This is a genomic window from Pseudomonas folii, assembly GCF_014357575.1.
Lineage (GTDB): Bacteria > Pseudomonadota > Gammaproteobacteria > Pseudomonadales > Pseudomonadaceae > Aquipseudomonas > Aquipseudomonas folii.
In genome coordinates, this window is record NZ_JACONW010000149.1 from 1 (window position 1) to 12,641 (window position 12,641).

11 protein-coding genes are annotated in these 12,641 nt (G+C 51.3%); 2 read left to right on the forward strand and 9 right to left on the reverse strand.

What is annotated here, in order from left to right; genetic code table 11:
• Positions 1 to 39 precede the first annotated feature (39 nt).
• From H8S59_RS22300 to H8S59_RS22335, 9 genes are all read right to left on the reverse strand, one after another.
• Positions 40 to 237 carry a DUF6124 family protein gene (locus tag H8S59_RS22300; RefSeq protein ID WP_214658423.1) on the reverse strand — a complete coding sequence of 66 codons (198 nt, stop codon included), beginning with the start codon at positions 235 to 237 and terminating at the stop codon, positions 40 to 42.
• A 282-nt stretch (positions 238 to 519) separates the two neighbouring features.
• Entirely contained in the window at positions 520 to 1,824 is a 1,305-nt protein-coding gene (locus H8S59_RS22305) for a hypothetical protein (RefSeq protein ID WP_187522829.1), read from the reverse strand.
• The gene (locus H8S59_RS22310) at positions 1,821 to 2,345 is read right to left on the reverse strand and encodes a hypothetical protein (RefSeq protein WP_187522830.1); all 525 of its coding nucleotides are present in this window, start codon (positions 2,343 to 2,345) and stop codon (positions 1,821 to 1,823) included. The genes H8S59_RS22305 and H8S59_RS22310 overlap by 4 nt, the downstream gene beginning before the upstream one ends.
• Positions 2,345 to 3,181, reverse strand: a complete 837-nt coding sequence (locus H8S59_RS22315; protein WP_187522831.1) for a multinuclear nonheme iron-dependent oxidase — start codon at positions 3,179 to 3,181, stop codon at positions 2,345 to 2,347. Before H8S59_RS22315 ends, H8S59_RS22310 begins: the two co-directional genes overlap by 1 nt.
• A 10-nt stretch (positions 3,182 to 3,191) precedes the next feature.
• Positions 3,192 to 4,928, reverse strand: a complete 1,737-nt coding sequence (locus H8S59_RS22320) for a B12-binding domain-containing radical SAM protein (protein WP_187522832.1) — start codon at positions 4,926 to 4,928, stop codon at positions 3,192 to 3,194.
• Complete coding sequence (locus H8S59_RS22325; protein ID WP_187522833.1) at positions 4,885 to 5,130, reverse strand: hypothetical protein; 246 nt, start codon at positions 5,128 to 5,130, stop codon at positions 4,885 to 4,887. Before H8S59_RS22325 ends, H8S59_RS22320 begins: the two co-directional genes overlap by 44 nt.
• A gap of 52 nt (positions 5,131 to 5,182) precedes the next feature.
• Positions 5,183 to 5,317: a hypothetical protein gene (locus H8S59_RS27110; protein WP_281391344.1), complete on the reverse strand. Its 135-nt coding sequence runs from the start codon at positions 5,315 to 5,317 to the stop codon at positions 5,183 to 5,185.
• A gap of 630 nt (positions 5,318 to 5,947) precedes the next feature.
• Positions 5,948 to 6,508 (reverse strand): hypothetical protein, encoded by a 561-nt coding sequence (locus H8S59_RS22330; protein WP_187522834.1) that lies wholly within the window; start codon positions 6,506 to 6,508, stop codon positions 5,948 to 5,950.
• A 431-nt stretch (positions 6,509 to 6,939) separates the two neighbouring features.
• Positions 6,940 to 7,128, reverse strand: coding sequence for a DUF6124 family protein (locus H8S59_RS22335; RefSeq protein ID WP_187522835.1), 189 nt, complete (start codon positions 7,126 to 7,128; stop codon positions 6,940 to 6,942).
• 792 nt (positions 7,129 to 7,920) lie between these two features.
• Here H8S59_RS22335 and H8S59_RS22340 point away from each other — a divergent pair.
• Together H8S59_RS22340 and H8S59_RS22345 are read left to right on the forward strand one after the other, a co-directional pair.
• The gene (locus tag H8S59_RS22340; RefSeq protein WP_187522836.1) at positions 7,921 to 9,084 is read left to right on the forward strand and encodes a type III PLP-dependent enzyme; all 1,164 of its coding nucleotides are present in this window, start codon (positions 7,921 to 7,923) and stop codon (positions 9,082 to 9,084) included.
• A gap of 873 nt (positions 9,085 to 9,957) precedes the next feature.
• On the forward strand, positions 9,958 to 12,483 hold the full coding sequence (locus H8S59_RS22345) for a sulfite reductase flavoprotein subunit alpha (RefSeq protein WP_187522837.1): 2,526 nt from the start codon (positions 9,958 to 9,960) through the stop codon (positions 12,481 to 12,483).
• The last annotated feature ends 158 nt before the right edge of the window (positions 12,484 to 12,641 follow it).

The window sequence follows — 12,641 nt, forward strand, 5'->3', positions numbered from 1 at the left end:
CCGGCTAAAGCCGGTCCCACGTCAGTGTGGGGGTACGCTCTATCGCGGCTCGACTGACACCAAAGACCGCTCAACCAACCCCTGCGCAATCTCGACCAAGTGCACCACCGAAAACGCCAGGTCGCGTTTCTGGCCGGTGAGTTGGTCGCTGGATTCGTAGGCGGTGGCGGCTGCGCAACGCAGCAGGTCGCTGGCGCGTTGGAGGTCTTGTTCGAGGGTGGTGGGATTTTTTATCAAGATGTAGCTCCTCAATACTCTGGAGCCACCGATTGCCGTTCTCACGCGGAAAGGGTGGCAGCTATGAACAGGGTGAGAAACCGGTGAGGAGCGTCCGGCCAGACCTAGGTCTGCCTGCACACAGCCGCCATATCTGACTGACAGACTGATGCACCTCATTACAACCGAGTTCTCACACCCGACCACTGATTTACAGTGGCGGAGCGCAGGCTAGTTCGGGGAAATGGCAGGCGCAAGCGTGTTTGAGTTTCTAGGAAACTTCACACGGGAGATAGGGACGGGTCATTCGTAATCGTCACATTTTTTGTAGGAAACTACAGGTTTGGTGGCCCTTGCCTTCGCCGCCTGACCATGACCTTTAATACAAAGGGCGATGGCAATCGCGGTGGACAGCCCAAAAAAAATGCCGAAAATTCGCAGTATGTTTTCAGGACCTACCAAGGTCGTCGCCGTACCCACCAAGACAATCAGCGTTAAATTGGCGGCCAACTCCGTCCAGACGAAGATCTTCGCACTGTCCTGCTCATTGAAAATAAGCAAAATCTGCGTTGAAGCGTGCCTGACCAAAAGCAGCGCTGATAAAGACGCCAAAAAACAGAAACTGAGCAACCCTGCAAAGTATCCCGCTTCACCTGGGGTGAGCATAAGCAGATAGACCACTGCACCGGTCATGCATGCGCAGGCCACTAAAAACAAAGTGCTGCTTTTTAGAAGAGACCAGTATCGCACAACGTAACCTGCGCCAGCGTAGGAAATTAAATAGATCCACAGTGATGCTGCCGAGGCTCCCATCCAAGTGACAGTGTCGGGCAGTAGTGCAATCCCTTTGTATTTGTAAATCAAGCCGATTCCATACATAAGTATCACCGATTCAAACACTGTGCCTACGACATAACATGCCCATAGGCCAGGGGCTTTTTTGAACGCATTTAATACAGAGACGGCACCTTGTTTTACTGAATCTGAAATTTGAGGCGGAGCAAGCATCACCGTTCGAAGGTCGCCTCGTGCGAGCAAGATCTGAAAACAGCGACATCCGAACACGATAATGAACATCACATAAATTACCTCTTGGGGTGTCGCAAATAAATGGGACACGCCGACCAGAAACAAGAACAGGCAAGGAAGCCCCAGTCTAATCGCGCCAAAGCCTATCAAGCTGTCCACGAAGTCAGCAGGTTTGCCCAGCTTTGAATAATGCAGTGCACTATAGGCTGGTCTAAATGCTGCCTTCAGAAGGCCAGTCCCCATGGAGTCAAATAGGAAAGACGTAATAATGAGTGACCAACCATAAATGAATGAGCCCGTTGAGACCGCTATTCCGCCAAAGAAAAGACAGCAGCTCATTGCCTTGAAGATGAAGCCAGCATGAGTCGCGCGAATAACCCCAAACTTCGCCACCAAAATGTAGGCTGTCCCAAATTCAACGAGAATTGACAGACCGAGCTGGGTGATAAGCGCATACTCAAGAGCGAAAGCTCCCAAGTGTGGTGTGGTAGCGATTATCGCAAGCTCGATAATCGTCACAGTGATGGCAATCGCAAAGTAAAGAGCGTCCGCACGCTTGACACGAAGATCTACGTTCATTTTCTGACTACTCTATAGGTGCACCCAGCTTCAATATCAAGTTGTTGATATAAAAACGGAGGAGCCGATGCGCGACCATAAAACATAAGCGATAAATAAAAAGATTCCAGATCGTATGGGATTTGGACTGATGTTTCCTCACACACAGCGTCTGTCGAGTAGCGGAATATGCCGAGTCCGTTTCTAAAATCTTCGTAATGAATAAGTTCTGATAAAAAATCATCATCGATCAGTTTAATAACCGTCGCGGCCCTTGTTACTGACGCTTCATAAAGGGTCGTGCAGTGGGCTGCATCAGCAGGAAAGTTATCAAATAGTGGCTGCCAGAGCGATTGGCCGTAGCAGCTGGAAATAAAAGGAATCGAGAAAGGCCAGCGCCGATTTACAAATCTAACAATATCTATAAAGCGACGTGTTGAATCGAAACTCAAGTTTGTATCAGGTCGGTCGCCTGCCGGATTGCCGCGCAAGAGATTGTTGAACGAATAAAAGCTTTCAAATCGCTCGTACATTTCTCGCATCAGTGAAACTCCTTAATTAATGAATTCACTAACAGAAAGTTTTGATGGCGGACGGTGTTGTCGGCTCCTTCCATTTCTAGAAGCACATTGTGTAGGTTTTTCACGTTGTTTATACAGGATTGGGTTATACGGATCATTTCATGGTTATAGTTGTCGGCGTGTTGGTCTAACCAAACTGCTGCACCATTCCATTTCCAATACTTCATCCCTGATAGATGGACTGTTTTAATGTTATTCCAGATGTCGCAGTTCTTGTCTGGCATCCGGCAAGGGATGTTGTGAACCCTGCAATAGCCCAGATAGTGGCCCACATCAAAAGCCATTTGACAACCCGATGAGTCACACACCTGTTTGTAGTATGCCCAGAAACCCATACCTACATCACCACTGTATACAGGAGGACTTTCTATGATTACTCGAATTCCCAATTTTTCTTGGACATAGGCTGCATTGCTCGCTGCTTGGTACAGTGATATTTTGGAAAACCCCGGGTCTGTCTGGTGTGCGCCTAGAAATATATTCTTATAGCGCCATAATCCAAGATCTTCTTCCAAATAAATAAATGGAAAACCTCCCAAGTTTTTCTTTAACGTATAAAGTTCTCCTTTGTCCAGGTCAGCCGAAAGGTTGATGTCAACAGGATGAACGGCCAGAGACAATCCAGTCGCCAGAGCTCGCTCTCCCAATTCAATATCAAAGGACTCATAAAAACGAAGCCCTACACTGAAGTGTCTGACCGAAGCCTCCCATTCCAAATGGTTGTTTTCCAATTTTTCAACAAGCAGTCTCAGATCATCCTGACCTCCGCTTGTACCTATTCTGATATCACTGTTCATAGCGTCTGCCTCAGCGAGTCCTTGCTATTAGTTCACCTCTTCGCCCACCGGAACCTGTGGTCACATGGCTGTGCGTCGTGTCAGTCGGGGTAGGCTCTAGTTCTTCATCCAAGCTCATAGCAATTAGATATCTGTAATCTGAGGGAACTAAATCACGATCAGCGACTCTTGGGTTTCGCGACAGTGACCACAGAATCTTGAACGGCAGGTGAAGTAAGTACACATTAAGAAGCGAGTAGTACGCTCGAGTGTAGTCGTCAGTGCCACTTCTGATCTTTAGAAGATTTTTTGATATCGCAGCTTCCAACCGAGTCAGGTGTTTTTTGGCAAAGCCATCAATGAAAGAGTTATAGATTAGCGAGACTTCATGGTTTTGTATGAAGCGTCGCGAATCTGGCAGTTCATACAGAGGTAGCGTGTATCCTAGCCTTTGCTCTAGCGTTTCTCTCACAGGCGTGCCGGGGTAAAGCATCATGATATTAAAATAGTGATCTAGAGATTCGTGTTCTGTGAGACCGGCGCGAAGAATGAACAACAGGTTTTCCAGTATTTCTCTAGGAGTTTGGTCGTGATAAAACATTATAAAGTCTAGTCCCAGCGCAATACCATTTTCTTGAAGCGCCCGGACCGCGGATATGTTCTTTTCGACAGTTACTTTTTTGTTCATGTAGTCTAATTGGCTCTGAGAGCCCGACTCGATGCCCAACTCCACAAGCCTCAACCCTTGAGTGACTAAGGTAGGCAGTACATCCTTAACTTTTAAGAGATATCCAACAGTCGAAGAGCTGCTCCACGTGACACGTCCTTTAAATAGGCGATCTAGCCCATCGGAGAATTCTAATACTCGATCTTTTCGAACAAAAAAATTCGCATCCATCATGTATATATGTTCGAAGCTGTAAGTTTGGGCCGCTTCCTCAAGCCACTTCAGTAGCGTGCTGGCTTCAGCGGCACGCCACTTGGGCCCATCTTTATCGGCTGCAATAATAGCGCAGAATGAACAGGCCAGCGGACAACCTCTGCTACTGGTGAATGCTATGGCTTTTCTGCGTACACCATCCCGTCTGTCAGTATAATAAAGGCCCTGAATATCACTGGTTGCGTAATCAAGAAGCGGATTTTCCCATTCGCTTGCAGGGAGCTGGTTTTTACATTTATGACTGGTAAGGCATTCGCCATGATCATCTAACCAAACAGCATTTGGAACGGCTTCAAAGTTTAATTTATAAAAGTGGCCTCTCGTGGGTTGGTTTGATAGATCTTGAGCTTGTTTTCTTGTGAACTCTTCAGTCAATAGTAGAGTGGAGTATTCGCCTTCTCCCACCAATGCGACATGATAGGTTTCGCCTGCATACCTCAAAAAGGCTTCTGCGGCTAAGCTGATATGAGGCCCGCCGCAAAATATAAAGATATTCGGTAGATATCCTTTAACCTTTTCCGCCCATTGCTTTGCGGCTATGACATTACTGCTATAGACTGAAAACCCAACCATTTTTGGATCCCAGCTTATCAGGCCAGATAAGCTGCTGGTGTCCACCAGATATAGCTCGGAGTAGTCAAATATTCTTACGTCAATGTTAGGATTTTTTTTGTTCAGGTATGCGGAAATGTTTTGAAGTCCTAATGGCATGACTTTCTGGGGGCCTTCACCGTATGGAAGAGCGACCAGTGCTAATTTAATTCTTGCTGATTCGGTAGTTTGGCTAAGATTGTGGTGTAGTGATGAAGCTGACTTTACCTTTTTCATAGCTTTCAAGACCTTCAGCGATGGTGGCAGGCTCGAAGAAATCAGGGAATTTTGTTAAAATCTCGATTGCAGTTTCTTCATCTGAGAATGAGGACAGATACCACGCTTTATTAAGTTTCAAGCATCCTCTTCCATTGTGAAAAAAAAGTAATCCTAGATTGTCTAATATCCAGATTCCAGGTTTGATCTTCAGATGGCTCATAATTGACTACCGCGATATGAGCGGGCCCGACGACGTCGGGCCGCCATGGTATTTAAAACTCCGGTGCTGTTTTTCCCGCAACAGCTTCATAGTCAGTAAGTATCACGGGATTGTAAGCGGGTAATGGAGTCGCGTTTTCCTCAATGAGGTCCATGTCTTCAAGCTTGTTTTCAGTATTTTCATTCATATGTTTACCTCCGGTTTTTGTGTTAGCCCATATTGGGCTTACATAACGCTAGGCGGCCGTGAGCCCTAAATCAAGATGGATTTACATTTTGCAATATGTATTTCTTTTGTTTAAATTTTTGGGGTTTTGTTTAATGTTGTGAGGGTTTCTAAGTTTTGCCCTTCGATGAATATTGTTTCTTTCAATAAAATTTTTTGAATTTTAAACGATAGGTTTATTGCGCTAAGCGCCATTTTCCCTTTTCTGAGAAGAAGGCCCTTAGCGTACTTTTCTACACTGCGGTTTGCTGCTTGCTGCTTGCTGCTTGCTGATTAAGTTCGTCGCGTCATCTCTTATCCTGAGTGTTCTGCCGTCTCGTGGCGGCAAAACAGGTCTTTTTGCCGCCCGAAGTAGCGGCTGAAACGCAGGCCTGATGTAAAAGCCTCGCGCTGCAATGGCGCGGGGCTTGCGGACTTGAGTTGAAATACTCTCTCTGTAGCGCACGAGCCCCGCGAGGCCGCGATGGCGGTGTATCAGACAGATCGCGATCGCTGCCTCGAGGGGCTCGTGAGCTCCTTCAGAGTCGTCGTATATCATCGACTGCTCTAATGACCTAAAAGACCACTTTGGTTATAGACGAATTTGGCTATTTTATTTTTTGTCATAACCTCCAGCTGCATTTTTCTTATATTGCGTACCGCAGGGGTCATTATAAGAATTTCTGCATCCACTCGTGCTTTCTTGAGGACCATCCCAGCGGCCTGACGCCTCAATAGAGCCTGATGGTGGAATGCGCAGGAGTTCGTAGCTGCGTTTTTCAACGATGTCGAGCAAATACTTCCTCTGGTAGCTGTCACTAAAAAGATAACGTACGCCATCGGTGTTCTTTAGATCAAAACCCTGGAAGTCGTCATCTCGACCGGACATGAAATCATTGGTTTCGAACAGGATTACAGGGGTGCTCTGCGCACCGGCCGAATCGAGACAGCTGTTAAAAGCTGCGGAACGCTCTTTCCCTGAAATCCAGATCTGACTGAAGCTCTCGCCCTCAAACTCAATGTGTCCCGCAGTTTCGGACGGGGAAGTTCTCAACGACTGGACACATTCTTCGACCTTTTCGGTTCCAGCGTCAGCGGCGTTGGCTGAGGTAGAAGCGAGTATTGGTAAGACGGTCATGACCAGACCAAGGTAAAATAATTTTGCAGTGTGCATGAGGCTTCCCCTGTCCATGGATCATCTTGCGATGATGCGTATCGAGTTAGATTCCTGTAAGCCTTAATGGCTTATGAATACTGTGATAGCGGGGGAGATATTTTTCTACTGTCAGAAGTGACAGGTTTTCCGTGATTCCATTACCGGCTGTCTGTATTTGGATGCGCAGCGCCGATGCTCCCAGAGGATGAACCGATAACGTGGGACCGGCCGGGCGGTGTTCCACTTCAGCCGGGAAGGCTGCGTTTCTGACCGTACAAATGCGTCGGCTGTAGCGACCTCTTCCTGGCTAAAGCGGGTTCAACGGGATGAGCGCAATCCCCCTGTGGGAGCGAGGCTTGCCCGCGATTCAGATGCCAGATTTAGCAGGCTCACCGCGTTATCGTTTATCGCGGGCAAGCCCTGCTCCCACCTGGATCGCAGCTTCGCAATTAAATTGTTTCCACGCCAACCAACGATCTTTCAACCAACCCCTGCGCAATCTCGACCAGGTGCACCACCGAAAACGCCAGGTCGCGTTTCTGGCCGGTGAGCTGGTCGCTGGATTCGTAGGCGGTGGCGGCTGCGCAGCGGAGTAGGTCGCTGACGCGTTGGAGGTCTTGTTCGAGTGTGGTTTTCATCACGTTGTTACTCCTGAAAATTCCGGAGCCATCATTTGCCGCTCTCACACAGCAAAGGGGTGGCAGCTATGTACGGGGTGAGAGACCGGCAGGAGCACCCGGCCAGACCGAAGTCTGCCCATACACAGCTGCCATAACGGGCAGGCGGATGCACCTGATACAACCGGGCTCTCACACCCGACCACCGATTCTTCAGTGGCGGAGCGCAGGCTAGTTCCGGGAAATGGCAGGCGCAAGCGGGTTTGAGTTTCTAGGAAACTTCACACGGGAGATAGGGACGAGTCATTCGTAATCGTCACATTTTTTGTAGGAAATCCCCGTCTTGTGGGAGCTGGGCTTGCCCGCGATAAGGCTGAACGCGATTGACTTGATATACGCGGTGCCCTTATCGCGGGCAAGCCCGGCTCCCACAGGTTCTGCGGTGATAGATATACCGAGAAGGCGCCATCTCACCACTCGATTCACCTCAAAAATGAACATCAAGCTGTCATACAGGTCCGTTACTACAATGGGGTAAGGGTGCCGGTCCGGCACAAACGTCTGCAAATGCGACATTTTTTGTTGATCTCTGACCCCTCAGGTCCTACAGTTCGCGCCGAACGTCCATGCTGGAAACGATCCATCCGGCTCAAGTACTGACGACGAGACAGCAAGGCCATAGGGAATGCGCTTCCTGGTGGCCTTTTTGCTTTCGGCGGACATGCCTTGGGAAGTAGGCGAACCAAAGTGGGGATACGGAGGACGTTCATTTGCACCCATTGATTAATGCAGTTTGCCAGTAGGAGTTTCCGCATGCCGATCCAGGTCGAAGACTATTTCCAGCGCGACACCTTCAACAAAATGAAGGCGTTTGCCGACAAGCAAGAAACCCCGTTCGTGGTCATCGATACCGCGATGATCAGTCAGGCCTACGATGACCTGCGCGCAGGTTTCGAATTCGCCAAGGTGTACTACGCCGTCAAAGCCAACCCTGCGGTCGAAATCATCGACCTGCTCAAGGAAAAAGGCTCGAGCTTCGACATCGCCTCGATCTATGAGCTGGACAAGGTCATGGACCGTGGCGTCAGCGCCGACCGTATCAGCTACGGCAACACCATCAAGAAATCCAAAGACATTCGCTACTTCTACGAGAAGGGCGTGCGTCTGTTCTCCACCGACTCCGAAGCTGACCTGCGCAACATCGCCAAGGCCGCGCCGGGCTCGAAAGTCTATGTGCGTATCCTGACCGAAGGCTCGACCACGGCTGACTGGCCTTTATCGCGTAAATTTGGCTGCCAGACCGACATGGCGATGGATCTGCTGATCCTGGCTCGTGATCTGGGTCTGGTGCCTTACGGCCTGTCGTTCCACGTCGGTTCGCAACAGCGCGACATCAGCGTCTGGGACGCAGCGATCGCCAAGGTCAAAGTGATCTTCGAGCGCCTGAAAGAGGAAGACGGCATCGTCCTCAAGCTGATCAACATGGGCGGCGGCTTCCCGGCTAACTACATCACCCGCACCAACAGCCTGGAAACCTACGCTCAAGAAATCATTCGCTACCTGAAAGAAGACTTCGGCGATGATCTGCCGGAAATCATTCTGGAACCAGGTCGTTCGTTGATCGCCAACGCCGGTATTCTGGTCAGCGAAGTGGTGCTGGTGTCGCGTAAATCCCGCACTGCGGTAGAGCGATGGGTGTATACGGATGTGGGTAAGTTCTCCGGCCTGATCGAAACCATGGACGAAGCCATCAAGTTCCCGATCTGGACCGAGAAGAAAGGCGAGATGGAAGAAGTGGTTATCGCCGGTCCGACCTGCGACAGCGCCGACATCATGTACGAAAACTACAAGTATGGCCTGCCGCTGAACCTGGCTATCGGTGACCGCCTGTACTGGCTGTCCACCGGTGCATACACCACCAGCTACAGCGCCGTAGAATTCAATGGCTTCCCGCCGCTGAAGTCGTTCTACGTTTAAGCGTTTTTAGCTGAGTAAGCTTGGCGAATGGAAAACCCGCGAGTGATCGCGGGTTTTTTGTGGACGCTGGTTTATCTGAAGACGTTTTTATTATGGCCTTAGCGTACTTGGCGCTTCAAAGTAGCCCCCGTCGCTGATTCTTAGTAGCTGGTTCCTCGCGTCGTCCAGGATTTCGCGCAGGCGGGTGCAGTAAGCAAGCAGGTTGCTCGCCGCCGGCAAAGCCTCGGGATATTCTGTTCTCAATGATTCAAGACTGCCATTGGCGAGCTCAAGTTGCTTTTGCACTGGCGCGGAAAATGTCGAGTCAGGCCTGCGATGCCAGCCTTCATGAAGTCAGTTGTACGCGGAATAATATCAGTGGCACTTTTCTGAATCAGCTCCATGTCTTTAACAATCTTATAAAGCAGGTTTTCAAAGTGAGTGAGCTTTGCGAGAGGGCATACGTGACATCGTATGTTTGACTGGAAGGGCTGATACCTGGTTTGCCGATCATATTAAACGGCTCCGCATGCAACGCTAGTGTATTTAGATTTTCACGGACACTACCGCGTTAAGTTCTTCCATTTTTTGTGTGTACTTCGATGTCGTCACTTGGTTTTTACAGTATCCGAAGACAGGATTTATTAGGTGCTGAATATATTAAGTATGTCCAGCCCTACAGATTAAACCGAATCGTAGGACCTGCTTTAGCCGAGCGGTCGTTAGTAGGCTCGTCACCTGTCCAGCGTCAGAAATAATGCCCTTGCAGCTAAAGTCGCTCTTACCGTGGACGTCCGCATATCTAGCACTCTTCAAGAACCGGATACAGATGAGAATTCATCCCTTTTAGGCGCATAATGCGCCGCAGTGCGGGTCCATGAGGTCGTAGGGGTGTTGAAGAAGATTCTGTTTCAAGTCCACTGGTTCTTCGGCATCACGGCCGGGCTGGTTCTAGCGTTGATGGGCATCACCGGGGCTATCTATTCCTTCGAGGATGAGATTCTTGAGTGGATCAATCCGGACGCGCTGATCATTGAGGCACGCGGAACGCCCTTGCCGCCGGTTGAACTGGTACGCAAGCTAGAAGCCGACTCGGGGCTGACTGTGGCGATCCTGCGTGTGCAGACCGTCGGTGACAAAGCTGCACAGGTTTATTTCACCCCGCTGCCCGGTGAGCGACGTGGGCCCATGCGCAATTTCAATCCGTACACCGGCGAAGTGACGGGCGAAGCTGCGGGTGCCGGTTTTTTTGACTTCGTTTTGCGGCTGCATCGCTTTCTGGCCATGGGTGAATACGGCAAACAGGTGACGGCAGCCTGTACGCTGATTCTGATTTTCTTCTGCCTGTCCGGGCTCTATCTGCGCTGGCCGCGCAAGGCTCTGAACTGGCGCATCTGGCTGACCATGGACTGGGCCAAAAAAGGTCGCAGCTTCAACTGGGATCTGCATTCGGTGTTCGGTACCTGGTGCCTGCTGTTCTATCTGTTGTTCGCCATTACCGGGTTGAACTGGTCTTACGACTGGTTCAGCAATGGCATGCAAGCCTTGCTCGGTGATGCGCCTGTAGGCGAGCAGCGGCGGGGTGGTGGCATCCGTCCTACGGGGACAAACGAACCGGCACCGAAAGCGGATTATGTCGCGATCTGGAACAGCATTCAGTCGGCGGCCGGTCCAGGATTGGCTGCATACAATATCCGTTTGCCTAACATCGCGGGTCAGCCCGCAACGATTTTCTACCTGCTCAAGGATTCGCCACATCCCCGAGCGCTCAACCAGATCACTCTCGATCCTGCGACAGGCAACGTCAGTGCAGTGTCCCGTTACAGCGAAAAGAGCTTGGGTGCGCAGTTGCTGGTCAGCAATTACAGCCTGCATGTGGGCAGTTATTTCGGCATGCCCGGGCGCATCATCATGACCGTGGCATCGCTGATGATGCCGCTCTTCTTCGTCACGGGCTGGTTGTTGTATCTGGATCGTCGGCGTAAAAAACGTGAAGTTCGTAATGCGCGTGCGGGTGTCGCCAGTCATGCAGAGGGGCCTGCGTGGCTGATCGGTTTTGCCAGTCAAAGCGGTTTCGCCGAACAGTTGGCCTGGCAGACGGCCGGGCAATTGCAGGCGGCCGGGATGCCGGTGAATGTTCAGCGCCTGGCTGATGTCACCGAACAGGACCTGAGCCAAAGCCGCAACGCGCTATTTGTGGTCAGCACGTTCGGCGACGGTGAAGCGCCGGACAGCGCTCGGGGGTTCGAGCGCAAGCTGCTCGGCGCAGGGCTCTCACTGAACAACCTCAATTACGCCGTGCTGGGGCTTGGCGATCGGCAGTATCAACATTTCTGTGCGTTTGCTCATCGCTTGCAGGACTGGTTGAAAGAGCGGGGCGGCCGGTCGCTGTTCCCGTCTGTTGAAGTGGACAGCGCAGACCCACTGGCCTTGCAGCATTGGCAGCAGCAGTTGGCGCAGCTCACTGGCAATACACCGGCTGCGCTCTGGCAGGCTCCGACTTATGACAACTGGACGCTGTCACAGCGCGAATGGCTCAACCCGGGTAGCAGCGGTTCGAAAGTGTTTCTGCTTGGCCTGACACCGCCGCCGTCGATCATGTGGGAGGCGGGCGATCTGGTGGAGGTGATGCCTCGCAACAGCCCAAAGGCCGTCGCAGATTTCCTCGCCGGGCTGGGTATTGTGGTGAGTACACACGTGAATATCGGCGGGTTGGAAGAACCCATTGAAGTGGCACTGGCGAGCCGACAGTTGCCTCATCATCGGGCACATCTGGTCGGGCTGCATGCGCAGGCATTGATCGATGCGCTGGTGCCGTTGACCCCGCGTGAGTACTCCATCGCGTCAATTACCGAGGATGGGGTGCTGGAGTTGATCGTGCGTCAGGAGCTGCATCCCGATGGCACCCTCGGGCTGGGTTCTGGCTGGTTGACCGAGCACGTAGCGCTCGGCCAGGCAGTCAGCCTGCGGGTTCGGCGCAACAGCAGCTTTCATCTGCCGGGTGATTCGCGTCCTTTGATCCTGTTAGGTAATGGCACCGGGCTGGCAGGTTTACGCAGCTTGCTCAAGGCGCGCATCGCGCAGGGGCATACCCGCAACTGGCTGCTGTTTGGCGAGCGGAATCATGCCCATGACTTTCACTGTGGCAGTGAGCTACAGGCGTGGCTGGCGGCAGGAAAACTCACACGGCTGGACCTGGCGTTTTCTCGCGATCAGGCTGAGAAAATCTACGTGCAGGATCGCTTGCTTCAGGCCGCTGACGAGTTAAAAGCGTGGCTCGCCGAAGGGGCAGCGATTTACATCTGCGGCAGCCTTGAAGGCATGGCGGCAGGAGTGGATGCGGCGCTGATTGAAATCCTCGGTGCGCAGGCAGTGGAGGAGTTAATTGAGCAGGGGCGTTATAGAAGGGATGTCTATTGAATGTAAAAGGTGATCCCGGTAGGAGCGAACTTGTTCGCGAGGCGGTGTGCCAGAACTACCGCGTCAGCCCCTCTCGCCAACAAGTTGGCTCCTACCGGGATCTCGATTGCGGCAGTTCAATTGCAGGAGCATTCGGATGTTATTAACGAGTTAAAGCG